Source organism: Shewanella sp. SM74, from assembly GCF_025653725.1.
Classification (GTDB): domain Bacteria; phylum Pseudomonadota; class Gammaproteobacteria; order Enterobacterales; family Shewanellaceae; genus Shewanella; species Shewanella oncorhynchi.
Window position 1 is genome coordinate 74,068 of record NZ_JAKKRZ010000012.1, and the last position, 19,295, is coordinate 93,362.

Below are 19,295 nucleotides of genomic sequence, written 5' to 3' on the forward strand. Positions count from 1 at the left end.
AAATAACGCTAAGCGGTAGTTAGAAGTTCATCGTGAATTTAGTGTAAATGTAGCGGCCCATAGGATTATGTACTGAAATAACATAGCCGTAGAGATCCGTATCACCGTCACCGATAGCAAATGGTGGCTCTTCATCAAATACGTTGTTCACGCCTAGTGTCAGCTTGAACATTTCATTGAAGCGATAAGTACCAGACATGTCGACCAATAATTGAGAGTCGATCATACGAGACTTATTACTTTCAAAATCAAGTACACCATCGAAATTGATATCTGGGGTATCTTCAAATTCACCGATGTAACTCAAATTAATATTGGCGGCAAAATTATCCATAGTCCAGTTGGTGGTGAGTAACCAGCGATGTTGAGGGAACTTATACTCACCCGTGTAATCCAGACCATCTTTCTCAAAATTATGTAAGTAGCTGTACTCTAAGCCAAACTTCAAATCCCCATAGCTATCTAGCTCAAAACCATAATGACTAGAGACATCCATCCCTTGTACATCTTGAGAGCTTAAGTTGATAAAGCTTGAATGGATAATACTGATCGGACCTAAAGTTTGACCTAGCTGTGGCGCTAAGCGCTCGCACACAGTGCTATTTTGATCGTTACAATTTGCAGTATAGATATCGCCTAATGGCTGTTTATCAATTTTGTTGTCTTGCGTGATGCTAAAGATATCAAAACCCACATCAAACGTCTGACTCGGCGCCCAGATCATACCGACGTTCCAAGTTTCGGATTCTTCAGCATCCAGCTCAGAGTTACCTTCAAATTCAGTGTTGTAATCTAAGGCTTCACAATCAACATTATCGGCAGCGCAACGGTAAGTATCGACAAAGAAACTACTTTCGCGAGATGGACCAAGACCTATCTGCGCTAACGAGGGGGCACGAAAGCCTGTAGACCAAGACGCGCGAGCCGTTAACTCGTCGGTCACTCCCCATTGAAAGGCGACTTTAGGGTTAGTCGTTGAACCAAAATCGCTGTAATGATCATATCGACCAGCAAGTTGCAACTCGAAGTTATCCGTGACTGGAATAGATAATTCCATATAAGCGGCATATTGCTCACGGGATGCCGCCGCAGAGACAGCTTCAGTACCAAAAATCAATCCACGTTGGAATTGCTCATCGGGCACATCACTGACATCTTCTTCGCGATATTCAGCTCCCGCCGCCATCATGATGTCGCGACCAGCCAAGGTAAATGCTTGACCAGATATGTTAGCCGCATAAGATGTCATGTTTGACAAACCTTGGCGTACTAAACTGGTGGTAATAGCGTCAATGACCTCTTGTGAGTTCATCGTGCCGCCGAAAGGATTGTAACGACCCGCATCAATTTCACGTTGCAAATAATCTGTTCTTACCCAGCCTTGGCTGCGATCACCCGTTTGAGTCGACTCACTGCGACCTTTTTGAACAGAAGCTTCCCAATCCCACTCTTTTACTACACCGCGTAAACCAGCAACTAAACGTAAACTATCGGATTCAATATCCCAACGTCGCGCCCCCGCATCAACCGTACGGAAGCGACCAATTTCAATATCTTTCCCCCAAGGATTATTCGGGTGAGATCCTGGTACAGTTAAACCAGCATCCTCGTCAAGTGGTGTCGGTGCTCCACCTGCGATTGAGGTATTGTGCTGCGCCGCTAACTCTAAAAATGCTGTTAAATCATCATTAAAATGATAGTCAAATTGGCCAATAGCCCCTACGCGCTCCGCAGCCGGCGCAACAAAATTGTATGAACCGTATTCAAATAAACAACTTCCACTCGCGGTTGCACTATCAGCAGGACAAGCAGGGTCGATAGTTTTAACACCATCAACATAGAAATACCCAGGAAAACCACGGGAAGAACGAAAATCTTCACCACCATAAGGTGATTGATTTGAAACACCAAAACGTCCTAAATCAGTCGCAGCTAAAGTATCATTTTTGAAATAGTCGAGGATAACCGATGCGCTACCCTTATCGGACTTCATCCCCCACACCATATTCGCTGTAGTTTCATCGTAGCCAGTGCCTGAAGCATCACCGTAGCCAAGATTGACCTCAATGCCTTCAATATCTTTTTTCAGAACAATGTTAACCACACCCGCGATCGCATCAGAACCATAAATAGCCGATGCACCGTCCTTCAGTATGTCGATACGTTCAATAGCTGATACCGGAATATTATTGATATCAACAAAGGAATTAGTGATACCTTCGGCAAATGCATTCGCCGCAACACGACGACCGTTAATTAACACTAAGGTCGCGTCTGGGCCTAAACCACGTAGACTGATAGATGCGCCGCCGTTGGCGGTTGAATCTTGGCTGTTTCCTCGGGTAGAAAACGCGCCAGCACCATTGGCAGGCATGCGTTCAAGTAATTGCTGCAGGTTATCAAATCCCATATTGGCAATATCGTCTTTACTGATCGATTGAATAGGGGAAGGGCCTTCAATATCGGTACGTTTAATACGGGAACCCGTTACTTCAATACGTTCAACTTTTTCTGCACCTTTATCGGCAGCATGGGCCACTGTTGGCGCATATGCCATAGCAATTGCGATTGCACAAGCACTGGGTAGAATCTGAGGTCTGTTCATACATTTCCCTTGTTTTATTTATCTCATTAAAATTATTTTAACAATAAGAGAACCCTAAATTAACAACATATAAGGTAATGAGTTACAAACCAAAGTCAATGGCAGAGAAATAAAAGTTAAACTTTTGTTACATTTGAGGCAGTGTATTTTCCTCATACGAGAATCAAAGAACGTCTAGGCACTAAAAATTCAACCTACAAGACAAGTCGCAGTATTTGAATATCAGAATTTAAGGAAGAAAGATGGAAGACAAGATTATTTATCAAGCAGAGTTTGAAACCCATTTAGGTTGGTATTGGTTGCTTTCAGGCGCCGCCTATTTCAGCCTGAGCATAATAGGTATTCCCTTGTTATTACTTTGGTTTCCAATAGGGCTGTGGGGGACTCGCCGCTATATTAACAACATGAGTGCGCAGCTCACCAGCAATAAACTTATTGTCAGGAGGGGCATATTAACTCGTACTGAAAACACAGTGCCTTTGGACAAAATTACCGATATGGCATTGATCCAAGGCCCAATTATGCGCCTATTTGGTCTGCATAAACTCACGGTAGAAACCGCAGGGCAATCGGGCGCAGGCGCATTGATAAGCTTAGTCGGCATAGTCGATGCGCCTCAATTTAGAACCCGCGTATTAGAACAAAAAGAACGGCTTACCCAACCCTTGCACCCAACAATCCCATCGGCACAGCCAGATAATACGCTGTTACAAATCGTAGCCGAAATGGCTGCAAGCTTAAAACGCATTGAAACTTTACTCAGCCAAAAATTAAACGGATAAATTGAATAAAACAACTTTTAGTTCAATCACTTTACCTTTAATGTTGAGCCACTCACTTAGCGTTAGCGCAGCCTTAGCATGAGGGAGTGTTCGATTCCCCAGATTAATTTTCAACAGGCATTTTTAATAACGACATGACAGAATCTTCAGTAACTTCTCCTTCATCCTCTTGGATGACACACCTAACTCTCGGCATTAAAGCCATGGGCCCAGGTGTTCTTATGGCCGCAGCGGCGATTGGCGCATCCCATTTAGTCGCCTCGACTCGGGCGGGCGCCGAATTTGGTTGGCAACTGGCTTGGGTTATTCTTGGGGTGAATTTACTTAAGTATCCCTTCTTTGCAGCTGGCGCACGCTACACAGCTGCCACAGGGGAGAGCCTACTGCACGGCTACCAAAAACAGGGCCGAGGTTACTTACTGCTGTTTACTGGGCTCAATGTGATCGCCGCCATTGCCAGTACTGCAGGGGTGTGCATGTTAACCGCCGCTATGTTGACCCAATTTATTCCGCTCCCCATCGATTGGTTAGCCCTACTGGTATTGCTGAGTTCATTGGCTTTACTGATTTTAGGCCATTATCAACTGCTTGATAGACTCACTAAGATCATCATGTTCGCCCTAACCTTAACCACATTAATTGCCGTGGCCTTAGCTTGGGATCATGCTCAACCATTAGCGAGCAATTTTGTCTCTCCTTCACCTTGGCAATGGGCCCATGTGGGATTTCTGGTCGCCATGATGGGTTGGATGCCAGCCCCGATTGAAGTCAGCGCTTGGAATTCTCTCTGGCTGCTCGAAAAACAAAAAAGCCAAACAGTGACGAAAGCGCAGGCGCTACTCGACTTTAACTTAGGCTATATCATCACTGCGATCCTCGCGATCGTGTTTTTGTCCTTGGGCGCCTTAGTGATGCACGGCAGTGGCGAACACTTTTCAGATTCCGGTGCGCAGTTTGCTAATCAATTGATTAATCTTTACAGCCAAGTGATGGGCGGCGAGAGTCGTTATCTTATTGGTATTGTGGCATTTCTGTGTATTTTCAGCACAACAGTAACAGTGATCGATGGCTATAGCCGTACCTTAGATATGGGCTGGCAGTTACTCACCTCAAAGACCAGTTCAGATAAACGCCTCACTGGGATTATGCTCGCCATCAGTGCCTTTGGCTTATTGCTGATCCTCTTCTTTAAAGGTGCACTCTTACCGTTACTCGAGTTTGTGATGATCTTGGCCTTTATGACCACAGTCATTTTTGCTTGGTTAAATTACCGCTTAATGACCAGCAAACAGCTTCCCGAGACAGACAGATATGGGACTAAGATGAAACTCCTCTCTTGGTTTGGCCTGATTTATCTACTGATTTTCGCGGCACTGTTTATCTATTGGTACAACATCATTAAAGGTTAATTGCCCAGAATGTTTATGCCGGAGCAATAAATGGCCTTAACTAACTGCCATTAAATTCCCGCTGAATTCTGCAATTAAGGTGGTTTGGGTATATAATGCGGGCTCTTAAACCAGATAGCGCAGCCGCGCCAAGAGATTACCATGATTAATAATGATATTTTGCGCCGTTTGCGCTTCGTGTTTGATTTTAGCAATGCAAAAATGATTAAAATTTTTGCTAAAGCTGGAAGAGAAGTGCCTGTCGAAGAGATGATTGATCTTCTACGTAAAGAAGAGGAAGAAGGTTATAAAGCTTGTAACGACACGACCTTATGTCAGTTTTTAGATGGTCTTATCATAGAGAAGCGCGGTCTACGTGAAGGTGCAGAAATTCCAGCGCCCGTTTCACGTTTAAACAACAACCTCATCTTTAAAAAGCTGAGAGTTGCCCTCGAAATGCGTGAAGAAGACATAGTAGCAGCTTTGGCTTTAGCCGAAGTGCAAATGTCAAAATCAGAGCTAAGCGCCCTGTTCCGCAATCCAGACCACAAGAATTTTAAAGAGTGTGGCGATCAAATACTGCGTAACTTTATTCGCGGCTTATCACTTAAGTATCGCGGCGTATAACGCTAAATCTATGACATCAAACGCAGCTTAGGCTGCGTTTTTTTACCTCTACGTTTATCTATACTAAGCTTGCTTGAATACACACAAGCGTATCGCAATTTCACTTCAACAACCTCAAAAATCCTGTTTTAAACAGCTGACTTTTTTACTGCTGCAAAAAAAACCACAAATACCTCGTTCCACGGACAACAAAGATCACATTTCATGATAACCTTACGTGACTTACAGCACGTATTGACCACTTAAACAATAACTCAAAAGGTTACCCATGGACGATAATAAACGCCCCCTCTATCTTCCGTTTGCAGGACCTGCCATTCTTGAAGCCCCACTGATTAACAAGGGCAGTGCATTTTCTGAAGAAGAGCGTATTTTCTTTAACCTCGAAGGCTTAGTCCCCTATGCCATTGAAACGATTGAGGAGCAGGCTTCTCGCGCCTACGATCAATTTAGAAGTTTCAATAACGACTTAGACAAGCATATTTACCTACGTAATATCCAAGACACAAACGAGACCTTATTTTATCGTTTAGTGCAAAATAACATCAGCGAGATGATGCCCATCATCTATACGCCGACGGTAGGTTTAGCTTGTGAACGTTTCTCGAAAAACTATCGCCGCAACCGTGGTTTGTTTATCTCCTATCCGAACAAAGATAGGATCGATGACATCCTCAATAACTCGACTCGTCAAAAAGTTAAAATTATCGTAGTCACTGATGGTGAACGTATTTTAGGTCTTGGCGATCAAGGTATTGGCGGCATGGGGATCCCTATCGGTAAACTGTCACTCTACACTAGCTGTGGCGGTATCAGTCCAGCTTATACTCTGCCTATCACCTTAGACGTAGGCACAGATAATCCGCAGTTGTTAGAAGATCCTATGTATATGGGCTGGCGCCATCCGCGTATCGGTGGCGAAGAATACGCCGAGTTTATCGAAGCCTTTATGCAAGCTGTCCACGTGCGTTGGCCGGATACTTTGATCCAGTTCGAAGACTTTGCCCAAAAGAATGCCATGCCGATCCTAGAGCGTTATAAGGATCGCTATTGCTGCTTTAACGATGATATTCAAGGTACTGCTGCGGTTGCCGTTGGTTGCTTGCTCGCCGCGTGTAAGGCTGCGGGCACTGAATTGAATCAACAACGTATCGCCTTCCTCGGTGCTGGTAGTGCCGGTTGCGGTATTGCCGAAGCTATCGTGGCACAAATGGTGTCTGAAGGGATCAGCGACGAGCAAGCTCGCACTCAAGTGTGTATGGTTGACCGTTGGGGCTTATTGCTCGACAACATGCCTAACCTGTTGCCATTCCAGCAAAAATTGGCGCAGAAATGCACAAATATCCAAAACTGGAGTAATTTCAGCGACAATATTTCACTGCTCGATGTGGTTAACAACGCCAAGCCGACAGTGCTGATTGGGGTATCTGGGGTTCCAGGACTCTTCACCGAAGAAATCATCCGTGCTATGCACAGCCATTGTGCTCGGCCGATTATTTTCCCTATGTCGAACCCCACCAGCCGCGTAGAAGCGACACCGAAGGACATTTTGCATTGGACCTCAGGTCAAGCACTCGTCGCTACGGGCAGCCCATTCGAGCCTGTGGTTGTCGATGGTGAAACCTATGAAATTGCCCAGTGCAACAACAGCTTTATCTTCCCAGGTATTGGCTTAGGCGTATTAGCTTCGGGCGCACGTCATGTATCCGATGCCATGTTGATGGCTTCAAGTCGCGCACTTGCCGAATGTTCGCCACTGGCAATCGATGGTACAGGTCCACTACTGCCTAAACTGGAAGATATCCATGCGGTGAGTAAGCATATTGCTTTTGCCGTAGGTAAAGTCGCAGTTGAACAAGGGTTAACGCTGCCAATGAGCGATGAGATCTTACAGCAGTCGATTGAAGGCAATTTCTGGAGTCCAGAATATCGCCGCTACAAACGCACTTCGTTCTAAGCATAGCGTTGCCGCGACCCAAGTCGCAGTAAAGCAGCTTAGTTGAGCGTTTGTGCTAGCCAGCAAAAAGCCCGTTACTTTGCAGTAACGGGCTTTTTAATTTTCTGACTCTGTGCTGATTTCAATAAAAACTAAGGCGCCATCACCTGTTTAAAGCTATTGAGCAAAGCACGATCGGTACGCGCTTTCTTCAACTTACGTAGGCTTTCTTTGAGCGATTCATCGGCTAAGCGCGTAAAAATACCGTTATATTCTTGCTCTTGGATTGCACTATCGGTATCGGCTTGCTCAGAAATTTCTTGGGCGACACGACTCAATTGCAACCAAGCATTCGCGATATAGAAACCGTGGAATGCGGCTTGTTCGATTAGATTACGCGCACTGGCAGGTAAAGATGTCCAAGCTTGGCTAAATTTACCCTCCCTGTCTTCCAACAGTTCGGCACACAAACCTTGGTACGCTGCTAATAAGTCACCCGGTAATTTAGCCATTGGTAACACTTTATTCGCAACATTGTAAGAAATCTGCTCGGCAGTTTCGCGGTAAACAGCTGATAATTCGCTCATAAACATCTCGATTCGCATCCCAAAAATAGACTTAAAACTGGCCACTCACATATAAACCATAAACGCCGTTACCCGCAATCGGCGTAACTGTAATCCCCTCATAGGGTTGAGTAAAATACCAACCCGCCAGCGCGCCAATCGCCGCGCCAGCTAACACATCCTCGAGGTAATGCTGGTCGCTCGCCACTCGGGTGTAGCCCACATAAGATGCGGCAACATAGGCAGGTAAACCATATTGCCAACCATAGCGCTGCTGAATAAACGTCGCCGCCATAAAGCTGTCTGAGGTATGACCCGATGGAAACGAATCATCGCCACTATCGTCTGGCCTGTCTTTACTCACACCATACTTAAGACCTTCAACAATTAACCGACTCGACACTGCCGCCTGAATTAACTGCCAACTACCATCATAACCCTCTTCATAAAACAAGGTCGCGCCCATCGCAGTAGCGGGTAATAATAAATGCAATACATCGCCAGAGGTTTCTAAATCTGAGCCTGCCCAACTAGTGCCACTCATCATGAATAATGCAGCACAGAGTAATTTCTTCAAGGGTGATTCCTTTGTGGGATAATAACCAAGGCGGAGTTTATACCTTGATCATTAACCGAATGCAAAATTGCTATACATCTATATTAAAAATGAACAAACAAGTTATGCTAAGCTAATAATTAGCTATTGATTTTAATTCGAACAGGAATCTTTTTTGCTACATCAACTTAGGTATTTATCATTCTCCTTATTGCTGCTTCTACTGCCGCTCAGCAACGCTATGGCAGAAGAAAAGACTCAGGTTGATAAAATATTTGCAAGATTTGAAAGCGGCGTCCCTATGACCCGTGAAGAAATCGAAAGCAATCTAGTGTTATTAAGCAAACTAATTTCGACTGACGATGTCACCCGTCATGAAAAGCTGCAACTGCTTAAATGCTGGGATCAGAATACAGAAAACGACACCGCTATTGCACTGGCACTTAAAAATACTAACCAAGCACTGAGCAATATTCAGCCAACCGCCTCCCCCCATTTCATTACCGACCTCACGCTCTGCCGCTCTTGGTTTCTGCAATTAAGTGGTGATATGGATGGCGCGATGGAAGGCTATAATCTCAGTGTTAAACGTGCCTATGAGCATGAAGACCTTAAGCTAATCGCCGACTCACGCAGCATTCGCGGCGCACTTTACTCTTATATTGGCGATTTTTCTGCGGCATTAGACGATCTCGTCACAGCGCAAGATCTCTATGAATCACTCAATTTAAGCGGTTGGGCTAACATTAACCTTGCCGATGTTGCGACCAGTTTTAGACGTTATGGCGATCCCCAAAGTGCAATCCGCTATTACACCAAACTCAAAGCTCTCTATCTAAAAAACAATAACCAAGAACAGGCAATGTATGTCTACTCGGACATTGGCCTTGCCTTAGATGAACTCGGTGAACATCAACAGGCCGTAGATAATTTCTTAGTAAGTTATCAATACTTCAAGGAACATCAGCAGGAAAAAGTGGCAGCAACTATGGCAACGAATATTGCCTACAGCTTAATCAAACTCAATCGTCTGACCGAAGCCGAAAAGTATTTAATCGAAGCCGATACTGTTATTAATGAAAAAGATCTGACAGATTACAGCTTCATGAAGCTATTTATGGCCGAGATAAAGTTTCAACAAGCTCACTATAAAGAGGCACTTATCGAACTTGAGCAAGGGGAAAAAGCCTTTCGCACTCTGCAGAATAATCGGGGACTCACTCAACTGCTGCAGCTTAAAAGTAACATATATGTGGCGATGAATGATTTATCTGCCGCCTACGGAGCGCTGCAAGAATTTGTTACCCTAACAAAAAAAGTCGATGGTAATTCTCTCTCCCATCATACGACAGAATTAAAGGTCAAGTTTGATACCAGTCGGATTGAATCTGAAAATCAACGCTTGATTGAAAACCAAAACCTTAAAGAACAAGAGCTCGCGCTACTTGAAAAGAACAAATCACTGCAACATATTATCCTATTACTAGCGGGCTTTATCCTGACGATAGTGTCTATATTCGCTTATAAACAAGTACATAGAAATCGCCAACTGCAAGTTATTGCCCTCACGGATTATCTTACCAAACTCCCTAATCGTCGGCATATTTATGCCCAAGCCGCAAAATATTTTCAGCAAGCCTTAAAACATCAAAGCCCTTTTTCAGTGATTATTTTTGATGCGGATCACTTCAAAAAAATCAACGATAACTTCGGCCATGAATTAGGCGATCGCGCCCTTATGACCATTGCAAATGCAGGCCGAGCCTTATCGGGTAATAAAGACCTCGTTGGCCGCATCGGTGGTGAAGAGTTTTTAATCCTATTGCCTAACACTGATGCCACAGGTGCGTTAGCGCTGGCGCATCAATTGCAGAACCATATTAGCCGCCTTAGCGCACAGAATTTACCAGCAGAACTCAAATTGACCGTTAGTGCTGGTGTCGCCACTTTAGAACCACAAAATAATACGGAAGATGCATATCAAGATAAAGATTTTGCCACCTTGCTAAAGCGGGCCGACAATGCTCTTTATGAGGCTAAAAATGCGGGCAGAAATTGTGTGAAATCAGCCAAGAATGAGGCTTTAAGAGAGAATTAAACGGCCTTATGCCAAAACACTTGATGTTGTAATGGCGGTGGCAAAGTGCCAAACCATGTCTGATACAAACGACTAAATTCACCTGAGTCTTTCATTTTCTCAAGCTCTGTTTGCCAACTGATAACGGTTGCCGCCGATGTCCCTTTAGAAAAAGCTAAATAGAGATTAATCTCCGATACTACAAACACTTGGCGGATATTTGTCTCACTCGCACCCACTTCTTCGAGTATCTGCTTTACCGCAAGATCCGCCTGGCACCAAAAACGAATTCGAGAAAACAGCAACTGTTTCGCCGATTGCTGCGGAAAACTCGCCACCAGCAAATTATCCACGCCCGCTTGTTGTAGCAACTGCGCACCCGCCGATTCCCGATAAACCCCCACAATATCTGTCGATTGAAGTTCAGCAAGTTGATCGAGAGCTATGGGATCTGCCGCCCTTGCGTACAATGCAATTTTACTGGTCGCAATAGGACCGATAAAATCAAACTGCTCAGCTCGCTCATCATTAATTGACGTAGCAAAAAGTAAAACGTTCGCTGAGGTATTGGCAATCGAATACGCCCGGGCCCAAGGTAACACATCAATTTTTTCACTCTGACCCAGTCTTGATTGCAAGGTATTGACTAAGTCCACCGCAAAACCTTGCGGCACACCATTTTGCTCGTAACTCATGGGAGGCCAAGCTTCGGTCACCAATTTCAACTTGTCAGGCGCCGCAAAAACAAGATTAGGCATCAGGCCTAATAAGCTCATCGCAAGAAAACACGCCCTAAGGGGAAACGCACTCAGCATACGAATACCAAACGATAAACATTAGACCTAATCATAGACTCAATCCCAACTGCAAATAAACAAATACCCCAAAGAAAATATCGCCTCACGCCCCCTTCTGAGTAAACTCGTCCTCAATAAGTGAAAAATGCTATCATATTGCCACCTAGCCAAGAGCCTCGCTGCCATCAATTCATGTCAACTTTAGCCAATCAAACCCCAAGCCAATCCTATGCCAGCATGCTGTCGCGGCTCGCTCTGCAAATTAAAACGTGGGGAAAAGCACTCGGATTTGCGCAGGTTGGCATTTGCGATACGGATTTAACCGCTGAAGAAGCCAAACTCCAAGCATGGCTAGACAAAGGTTTTCATGGCGAAATGGCCTATATGGCCACCCATGGCATGATGCGCGCTCGCCCGCAAGAACTGCATCCGGGCACAGTGCGGGTGATCTCCGTACGGATGGACTATTTGCCACCCGAAGCTGGCTTTGCAACGAATCTCACCGATCCCAACTTAGGTTATATTTCCCGTTATGCCGGAGGTCGCGACTATCACAAGTTGATCCGCGCTCGGCTTAAAAAGCTGGGAGATCAAATCAGTGCAGAGTTAGTTGCTCTCGGTTTCGATTCCGCTGACTTTCGCCCCTTTGTTGACTCAGCCCCTGTACTTGAGCGCCCCTTAGCCGAAAAAGCCGGTATAGGCTGGACAGGTAAACACTCACTCATACTCAACCATGAGGCTGGCAGTTGGTTCTTTTTAGGTGAGCTACTGATCAATTTGCCTCTGCCTGTGGATATTCCCATTCAAGAAGGCTGTAACACTTGTGTCGCCTGCATTACCTCCTGCCCAACGGGTGCAATCGTAGAACCTTATGTGGTCGATGGCAGACGCTGTATTTCCTATCTCACCATTGAGCTGCAGGGCGCTATTCCCGAAGAATTTAGGCCACTCATGGGCAATCGCATCTATGGTTGCGATGATTGCCAACTCGCGTGTCCCATCAATCGCCAAGCGCCGCTGACTGAAGAAACTGACTTTCATATTCGTCCGCAGTTAAAGCAGCCTGACCTTCTCAGCCTTTTTGCTTGGAGCGAGGCCGAGTTTCTTAAACAAACTGAAGGCAGCGCCATTCGCCGCATTGGGCATAAACGTTGGCTACGTAATATTGCAGTAGCACTGGGTAACGCTCCCGCAAGCCCAAGCATTATTGCCGCACTTAACGCCCGCAATCACAGCGAAGATATCGATGAGATAGTGCGTGAGCATATTGAATGGGCGCTTAATGCCCAGCAATCGCGCCTTGCTGAAAGCACCACAACTGAACAACAAAAAGCCCGCCGCAAAACCGAGCGCATGGTGCGCATTATCGAAAAAGGCTTACCGCGAGATGCTTAAGTCAATCGGCAAGCAATAAACAACGGATGCATAAGCATCCGCTGTTACTAACTCAATAAACGCAGTAAAAAAATATTTCACTCAAGCATAATATTAACCAAGGCGGCGACGTAGTTCTCGCGTGGCATCGACCATGTTTTTCAGTGCGGGTTCAACTTCATCCCAAGTACGGGTTTTTAGGCCGCAATCTGGATTAACCCATAGCTGACGTACGGGCACTTTTTGCGCCGCTTTCTCGATTAAGTGCACCATGGCCTCCACACTTGGGGTGTTTGGCGAATGAATGTCATACACTCCTGGGCCAATTTCATTTGGATATTCAAAATCTTCAAAGGCGTTGAGTAACTCCATCCGTGAACGCGAAGTCTCGATAGTAATCACATCGGCATCCATGGCGGCAATCGCAGCAATCGTGTCGTTAAACTCGCTGTAACACATGTGGGTGTGGATTTGAGTCTCATCAGTCACGCCAGCAGCGCTGAGTTTAAAGGCATTAACCGCCCAATCTAAATAGGTTTGCCACTCACTTTGTTTTAATGGCAGACCTTCACGGAAGGCGGGCTCATCGATTTGTATAATGCCAATACCGGCATTTTGTAAGTCCACCACTTCATCACGAATCGCCAGCGCCAGCTGAGTCGCAATCACATCGCGGCCGATATCTTCACGGGCGAATGACCAATGCAGAATCGTCACAGGGCCAGTCAGCATGCCTTTTACAGGCTTGTCGGTGAGACTTTGGGCAAACTCGGCCCAATCAACCGTCATCGCCTTTGGACGACTAACATCACCATAGATCAACGGTGGCTTAACACAGCGTGAACCATAACTTTGCACCCAACCATTTTTGGTAAAGCCAACGCCCGCAAGCTGCTCACCAAAGTATTCCACCATATCGTTGCGCTCGGCCTCACCATGAACCAGTACATCGATACCGAGTTTAAGCTGGCGGTCGATAGTATCGCGGGTGACTTGCTGCAATTGCTCTGTATATTGTGCATCACTCAGATCGCCCTTGCGCCAACGACTGCGTAGTCCACGGATTGCCGGTGTTTGTGGGAAGGAGCCAATGGTGGTGGTCGGCAACAGAGGTAAACGGTATTTCTGCTGCTGCACTGCTTGGCGTACGCTGAAATCACTGACGCGCTCATAGTCGGCAGATGTCAACGCGGCAACGCGGGCAATCACTTGACTGTCGGCGGCCTGCGCTTTCGTCTCACGGCGTGCCAAACAGGTTTGCACAATCTCTTTTACCGCGGCCGATTCAGGTGCCAGTAGCAATTGGCGCACATTGGCCAGTTCGAGTAATTTTTGCTTCGCAAACGCGAGTTGTTGACGCAGCGCAGGCTCAAGTGTGGCTTCCACCTCTAAATCCACAGGGCTGTGCAGGAGTGAGCAAGAAGTACCGATCCACAAGCGATCTCCGAGATCACGGGCAACCGCGCCTATGCGTTCGGCAATTAAATCCGCCTCTGCCGCCCACACGTTGCGGCCATTGACCACACCCACCGACAAAATTTGATCTTGACCAAGCGCATTGGCAAAGACTGCCAATTGATCCGGCGCTGTGACTAAATCGACATGCAAACCCGCGACCGGCAAGGCCGATACCAGCGCTTGATGGTGTGCGATACCGCCGTAATAACTGGTAAGAAGGATCTTCACCTTCGTAATGCTGAGGGCTTGATACGCCTCAGTGATCGCCGCTTGCCATTCGCCATCCAATTCCAATGCGAGAATGGGCTCATCGAGCTGTACCCATTGCACTCCCTGAGCAGCAAAACGCGCCAAAATGTCAGCATAAGCAGTTAATAAATTGGGTAATAAGCTTAACTTATCAAACTCTTGGCCCACAGTTTTAGCTAGGTACAAGTAGCTAACAGGACCGAGTAGCACAGGTTTGGCTTTATAGCCTAGTGCTTGCGCTTCGCTGACTTCATCAAAAAACTGCTCATAGGCAATCGAAAACTCTTGGTTTTGGCTGAGCTCAGGTACCAGATAGTGATAGTTAGTATTGAAATACTTGGTCATTTCAGAGGCTGGCGCATCTTGGCCCGTTGGCGCTCTGCCGCGGGCAACACGGAATAAAGTATCGAGATCGATTGCCCCTTCACCACGATGACGATCAGGAATGGCATTTAAAGTCGCGCTTAAGGTCAGCACTTGATCATAAAAGGCAAAATCACCTACGGGAACTTGCTCAATGCCAGCAGCAGCTTGCCACTGCCAATGGGTGCGGCGAAGTTCACTCGCCACTTCACGTAATTCCGCCTGAGTGCTCTCACCACGCCAGTATTTTTCTAAGGCAAATTTCAATTCACGACGACGCCCAATACGGGGAAACCCAAGACTATTTAATTGCATACTCTATCTTCCTTTATTTGAGATAAGCCACATTCGGCACTTGCACCCACCAGATTGTTTTCTCTTAGCACTTTTCAGCACTTCAGCCTTGATAAATAACAATGGGCGTCTGGACGTCTAGAAGTTTATTGTGTTAGTCTCTATTCCAGCAACCGAATTGATTTCAAGCACAACATGAGCGAAATTCACTTGGAGTGAACATGATCGAACTAAGACACCTGCGAACCTTAATGGCCCTGAAAGAAAGCGGCAGTTTGGCGGGCGCAGCCAAAAAACGTTTTGTCACTCAATCCGCCCTCTCCCACCAGATTAAGGAGTTGGAGCAAAGGATTAACTCGCCCATTTTTGTGCGTAAGAGTAAGCCACTGTCATTCACCCAAGAAGGTGCACGCCTGCTGCATCTGGCCGAAGAGATTTTGCCTAAGGTGTTAGAAACCGAGACAGATTTGAAGAATGGGCTGGAAACCGAAACTAATCAGTTGCGTGTCGGCATTGAGTGCCATAGCTGTTTTCGCTGGTTAATGCCTGTAATGGAGCAATTTAGGCAAGATCATCCAACTGCCGAGTTAGACTTGTCGAGCCGCCACTTGTTCGACTCGCTCAATGCCTTAGAAATGGGTGAACTGGATATTGTATTAACCTCAGATCCTGTGCCTGGGCATTCACTCGCCTACCAGCATTTATTTGATTTTGAAGTGAAGTTAGTGGTTGCAAAAGATCATCCTCTAGCAAAAGAAGCCTATGTCACCCCTAAGCAATTAGCACACTTGCCTATTATCAGTTATCCAGTGCCATTGACGCGTTTAGACATTTATCGCCACTTTTTAGAACCTGCGGGCATAGAGGCGGGCGAGCAAAAAACCTGTGATTTAACCATGATGTTATTGCAACGCATCGCCTGTAAAGACGGCATAGCCGCACTGCCAAGTTGGTCGATTAATGAAGGACATGGACTGAGTCTCGCTACGGTGAAACTCGGCCAAGAAGGTCTAAAACGACCGCTATTTGGTGCCTATCGCCGCCACAGTGCTAACTCTGCATTGATCCAAAATTGGTTACAACTGGTGGCGAGGGAAGGTTTATCCCGCCAGCAGAAGACGAATTAATGCGGGTGACATAGAGTAAAAAGCCTGCGAATGCAGGCTTTTTATTGAGTCAAATGACTATTTCATAGCATCGACAAATTACAGCGGATTCATCAACAATCCACGCATAGACAAGACACGGCGCAGTATCAACCCTGATGAATTAGGATTACGGGTCTGACGCAAATTATGGGCGATCATAAATTCTTGACGCAGATCCTGATCGAGATCTAACGCCTCGAACGCTTCTATGGTTAAGGTCTGTTGTTGATTATCAATCAATGACTTAATCACACTTAAAGGAAATGACTGTTCGGCATTAGCATTTAAATAGGCAAATGCGGTCAGTGCGATAATTTGGCCGAACACACTGAACAGAGCTAAGGTTTGTACTTCGTCAGCATCAACCTCCACACCTTCCATATCCGCTAAGCTATCTACCGCATCCGTTGCAATATCTTCAGTCAGCTTCCAATAACCTTGGACCAACTTTTTATAGGGCTGTGGCAGTTCATCGAGGCGTTCTTTTAAATAGAACGTAAAGGCGTAGCGATAGATATTAACTTGACCTAAGCGGATCAAAGCTTCTTTCAACGAGCGAGTTTTGTGATTTTCCACTACAGCAGCCTGTGCGGAATTACTGCGCATAAGCATGTGCGCTGCCAATGCGGGATCGCTCGAGATAATGTCAATCACATTACGAATGTCGCCTTCAGCAAGAATCGCTTTTTTGAGTGGAATTAGAATTCCTCGGCGGCCAATCACTTGCTCTTCGTTCGCTATGATAGCTCTAACTTGAGTAAAAACCTGTTGCTCAAGATCAGTCATAAGACACTTTACACCTGTTTATTAACAATAAGATGATTCGGTTACAGCTCACATCATACCTAAAATACTAAGAATTTCAGCCATAAACAGCAGAGTAAAATATAAATTACTCCTATTTAGTAATGACTGCCCGCTAACACTATAGATAACGACAATTAAACCACTCTACTAAAACGATATTCAAGACTATACCTATTTTAAGATTTATTCTTTGAACTCAGCGTAAAAAATAAAAAGCCAGACTGAGTCTGGCTTTGTTATTAAATAGCTCATTAATATTTAGAAGCGGTAGCCCACAGTGAAACGAATATCACGGCCTCGACCAGAATAGTAACTATCCCCCCAATCGCCACCGTAATAACCTGCACTGACATAATCTTTATCGAATACATTATCGATACGCAGACTGGCAAGCCAAGCATCACGATTATAATTCAAGGCTAAATTACCAAGCACGTAACTTGCTAGCTTATCAGCTTGATTAGCGTTATCGCCTTCGATAAAACGATCACCCGTGTAGATAGCTTCGGCAAATACTTGGAAATGCTCAGCAAAATCCATGCTGACATAACCGCGTCCCGTGTGTTTTGCCACCCAAGACAGCTCTTTGCCATCGTTAGCACCATCGGTAAATTCGGCGTCGGTATAGTTATATTCCAGCCCTAACTGCAGCGCTTTAGTGATCTGCCAATCCCAATCGGCACCCGCGCCATAACGACGAGAAGCGTCGGCATTGACGTTTGCACCGTTGAAATTTCCACCTATGGGTTTAACTGCACTCGAGTCATAAACAATTTCATCCTCTAAATCGAGACGATATAGGCTGACTCGTAGGGTTTGACTAGCGACAGCCCAATCCCAACCCGCCTCATAGGAACGGCCTGTTTGCGGCTTTAAGCCAAATACGCCCGGCGATGTATAAGCTTGCTCATCCACTTTAGCAAAACGGAAGTTATCATCAGCGCGCACATAGAGTCTGTGCTCCGCAGTTGGTCGGTAATTTAAACCCAGTTCGAATGCATGGGCATTTTCATCTAAATCCATGCCATTAGGATAGACATTGCCATCGACTAACTCGTCGGTCACACGCGAATAACGACCACCCACAACGTAACTTAAAGTATGGCTTAAAGGCACTGTAGCTTGTAGATAGGCGCTTTGCATTTGCTGCACATTACTGCGCGCCATAGTGTCAAAATCAGCCTTGCCACGGCTGATGTCTAAACCTGTGACTAGGTTTAGCTCGCCTTGACGCGTACTGTAATTCGCTAACGCTTTAGGGCTAAACATTAACAGTGAGCGTGTGTTATGGCTGTTCGCCCCCCAATTAAGAGAAGACACTAAGGTATCGCTGTAATCTAAATCCGCCGCCAGCGCCCAGTTTTGATTAAGCTGATGCTGGTAACCCGTTCGCGCCGCAGTGGTCATCTCGTGGGCATACTCTACCTTATTTGATGAAGCACGGGGATCGTCTTTAAATTGCTTTTCAGTAAGCGAGCCCGGATTTTCACGATCGTTATCGTAGTAGCTGGTTTCAACAAAGAACGAGTCTGTGGCTGTTTTATATTGAATGCGGCCAAGAATAGAGCCGGTTTCGTTGGCATTATGCTGGCGATAGTTGTCACCTTGGTTGTAACTACCGGTGAAAAAGTAACGCCAATCTTTGTTGATCGCGCCAGACACATCACCACGACCTTCATAGGTATCAAAACTGCCGCCGGATAACTGCACGCTGCCGCCAGTATTTTCAGGGGACTTAGTGACAATATTAATCACCCCGCCCACGGCTTGATCGCCATAAAGTACACCTGCACTACCCGATAAAATTTCAATACGATCCACTTGATTAAGCGGAATGGCATTAAGGCTAGGTGCGGCGATATCGATATTATTGAGACGACGACCATCAAGTAAAATCAGCGTGTTATTAACGGCAGTGCTGGCGCTAAAACCGCGCATCGCAAAGCTAGTTCCAATATTGTTATCCGAAATTTGAATACCGCTTTGACCGCGTAAGACGTCGGTCAAATTAGTCGCGCCACTCATTTCAATAGCCGCAGCATCAATCACATTCACATTGGCGGCAATATTTAACGGGGTCTTATCAGAACGGCCGATCACGACAAGATGCTCGTCAACTTTAGCTGTGCTGGTATCGTCAACCGCCATAACGGGCGCGATAATTGAAAAACTGCAAAGGCTGCCGATCAGCAGCGCGATTTTTGTTGGATTTGTTCCCATTTTACCTTTAACTCCTGCAAGGAAAACGGGGCATTGACGCCACGATAC

Annotated in this window: 14 protein-coding genes; 7 read left to right on the forward strand and 7 right to left on the reverse strand. The window is 45.9% G+C overall.

Annotated features, from left to right (window positions below):
- Window positions 1-19: 19 nt before the first annotated feature.
- On the reverse strand, window positions 20-2,605 hold the full coding sequence (locus L5M49_RS13700) for a TonB-dependent receptor (protein WP_263266270.1): 2,586 nt from the start codon (window positions 2,603-2,605) through the stop codon (window positions 20-22).
- A 242-nt stretch (window positions 2,606-2,847) separates the two neighbouring features.
- On the opposite strand from L5M49_RS13700, the gene L5M49_RS13705 reads away from it, so the two are divergent.
- The 4 genes from L5M49_RS13705 (at window position 2,848) to L5M49_RS13720 (ending at window position 7,359) form a co-directional block, all read left to right on the forward strand.
- Window positions 2,848-3,387, forward strand: coding sequence for a PH domain-containing protein (locus L5M49_RS13705; protein ID WP_263266271.1), 540 nt, complete (start codon window positions 2,848-2,850; stop codon window positions 3,385-3,387).
- Window positions 3,388-3,521: 134 nt separating this feature from the next.
- Window positions 3,522-4,796, forward strand: coding sequence for an Nramp family divalent metal transporter (locus L5M49_RS13710; RefSeq protein ID WP_263181952.1), 1,275 nt, complete (start codon window positions 3,522-3,524; stop codon window positions 4,794-4,796).
- Window positions 4,797-4,937: 141 nt separating this feature from the next.
- Entirely contained in the window at window positions 4,938-5,402 is a 465-nt protein-coding gene (locus L5M49_RS13715) for a DUF1456 family protein (RefSeq protein ID WP_168824742.1), read from the forward strand.
- A 268-nt stretch (window positions 5,403-5,670) separates the two neighbouring features.
- Window positions 5,671-7,359, forward strand: coding sequence for an NAD-dependent malic enzyme (locus L5M49_RS13720; protein ID WP_105250164.1), 1,689 nt, complete (start codon window positions 5,671-5,673; stop codon window positions 7,357-7,359).
- A 131-nt stretch (window positions 7,360-7,490) separates the two neighbouring features.
- Here L5M49_RS13720 and L5M49_RS13725 read toward each other — a convergent pair whose 3' ends face one another.
- Both L5M49_RS13725 and L5M49_RS13730 read right to left on the reverse strand, forming a co-directional pair.
- Complete coding sequence (locus L5M49_RS13725; protein WP_263161490.1) at window positions 7,491-7,925, reverse strand: DUF3069 domain-containing protein; 435 nt, start codon at window positions 7,923-7,925, stop codon at window positions 7,491-7,493.
- Between the two features lie 31 nt (window positions 7,926-7,956).
- Window positions 7,957-8,481 (reverse strand): phosphatase PAP2 family protein, encoded by a 525-nt coding sequence (locus tag L5M49_RS13730; protein ID WP_113939058.1) that lies wholly within the window; start codon window positions 8,479-8,481, stop codon window positions 7,957-7,959.
- Window positions 8,482-8,701: 220 nt separating this feature from the next.
- Here L5M49_RS13730 and L5M49_RS13735 point away from each other — a divergent pair, with 220 nt between their 5' ends.
- Complete coding sequence (locus L5M49_RS13735; protein WP_411569106.1) at window positions 8,702-10,558, forward strand: diguanylate cyclase; 1,857 nt, start codon at window positions 8,702-8,704, stop codon at window positions 10,556-10,558.
- Here the strand turns inward: L5M49_RS13735 and L5M49_RS13740 are convergent.
- Window positions 10,555-11,352 carry a substrate-binding periplasmic protein gene (locus tag L5M49_RS13740; protein ID WP_263266273.1) on the reverse strand — a complete coding sequence of 266 codons (798 nt, stop codon included), beginning with the start codon at window positions 11,350-11,352 and terminating at the stop codon, window positions 10,555-10,557. The genes L5M49_RS13735 and L5M49_RS13740 overlap by 4 nt on opposite strands.
- Before the next feature lie 174 nt (window positions 11,353-11,526).
- Between L5M49_RS13740 and queG the strand changes: the two genes are divergently transcribed.
- On the forward strand, window positions 11,527-12,729 hold the full coding sequence (gene queG / locus L5M49_RS13745) for a tRNA epoxyqueuosine(34) reductase QueG (RefSeq protein ID WP_263184441.1): 1,203 nt from the start codon (window positions 11,527-11,529) through the stop codon (window positions 12,727-12,729).
- A gap of 93 nt (window positions 12,730-12,822) precedes the next feature.
- Here the strand turns inward: queG and metE are convergent, their stop codons facing one another.
- Window positions 12,823-15,093 (reverse strand): 5-methyltetrahydropteroyltriglutamate--homocysteine S-methyltransferase, encoded by a 2,271-nt coding sequence (gene metE, locus L5M49_RS13750; protein WP_263266274.1) that lies wholly within the window; start codon window positions 15,091-15,093, stop codon window positions 12,823-12,825.
- Between the two features lie 200 nt (window positions 15,094-15,293).
- On the opposite strand from metE, the gene L5M49_RS13755 reads away from it, so the two are divergent.
- A complete protein-coding gene (locus L5M49_RS13755; RefSeq protein ID WP_028761667.1) occupies window positions 15,294-16,199 on the forward strand; it encodes a LysR family transcriptional regulator in 906 nt (301 codons plus the stop codon).
- Between the two features lie 78 nt (window positions 16,200-16,277).
- On the opposite strand, the gene L5M49_RS13760 is transcribed toward L5M49_RS13755, so the two are convergent.
- Together L5M49_RS13760 and L5M49_RS13765 are read right to left on the reverse strand one after the other, a co-directional pair.
- The gene (locus tag L5M49_RS13760; protein WP_105250172.1) at window positions 16,278-17,006 is read right to left on the reverse strand and encodes an HDOD domain-containing protein; all 729 of its coding nucleotides are present in this window, start codon (window positions 17,004-17,006) and stop codon (window positions 16,278-16,280) included.
- 279 nt (window positions 17,007-17,285) lie between these two features.
- Window positions 17,286-19,247, reverse strand: coding sequence for a TonB-dependent receptor (locus L5M49_RS13765; protein WP_263266275.1), 1,962 nt, complete (start codon window positions 19,245-19,247; stop codon window positions 17,286-17,288).
- Window positions 19,248-19,295 lie beyond the last annotated feature (48 nt).

What these genes read in the sequence shown, in the direction of transcription:
- L5M49_RS13705 (WP_263266271.1), top strand. Translation starts at nt 2,848, where the DNA reads ATGGAAGACAAGATTATTTATCAAGCAGAGTTTGAAACCCATTTAGGT.
- L5M49_RS13755 (WP_028761667.1), top strand. Translation starts at nt 15,294, where the DNA reads ATGATCGAACTAAGACACCTGCGAACCTTAATGGCCCTGAAAGAAAGC.
- L5M49_RS13700 (WP_263266270.1), bottom strand. Translation starts at nt 2,605, where the DNA reads ATGAACAGACCTCAGATTCTACCCAGTGCTTGTGCAATCGCAATTGCT.
- L5M49_RS13740 (WP_263266273.1), bottom strand. Translation starts at nt 11,352, where the DNA reads ATGCTGAGTGCGTTTCCCCTTAGGGCGTGTTTTCTTGCGATGAGCTTA.
- L5M49_RS13720 (WP_105250164.1), top strand. Translation starts at nt 5,671, where the DNA reads ATGGACGATAATAAACGCCCCCTCTATCTTCCGTTTGCAGGACCTGCC.
- metE (WP_263266274.1), bottom strand. Translation starts at nt 15,093, where the DNA reads ATGCAATTAAATAGTCTTGGGTTTCCCCGTATTGGGCGTCGTCGTGAA.
- queG (WP_263184441.1), top strand. Translation starts at nt 11,527, where the DNA reads ATGTCAACTTTAGCCAATCAAACCCCAAGCCAATCCTATGCCAGCATG.
- L5M49_RS13765 (WP_263266275.1), bottom strand. Translation starts at nt 19,247, where the DNA reads ATGGGAACAAATCCAACAAAAATCGCGCTGCTGATCGGCAGCCTTTGC.
- L5M49_RS13710 (WP_263181952.1), top strand. Translation starts at nt 3,522, where the DNA reads ATGACAGAATCTTCAGTAACTTCTCCTTCATCCTCTTGGATGACACAC.
- L5M49_RS13725 (WP_263161490.1), bottom strand. Translation starts at nt 7,925, where the DNA reads ATGAGCGAATTATCAGCTGTTTACCGCGAAACTGCCGAGCAGATTTCT.
- L5M49_RS13735 (WP_411569106.1), top strand. Translation starts at nt 8,702, where the DNA reads ATGGCAGAAGAAAAGACTCAGGTTGATAAAATATTTGCAAGATTTGAA.
- L5M49_RS13760 (WP_105250172.1), bottom strand. Translation starts at nt 17,006, where the DNA reads ATGACTGATCTTGAGCAACAGGTTTTTACTCAAGTTAGAGCTATCATA.
- L5M49_RS13715 (WP_168824742.1), top strand. Translation starts at nt 4,938, where the DNA reads ATGATTAATAATGATATTTTGCGCCGTTTGCGCTTCGTGTTTGATTTT.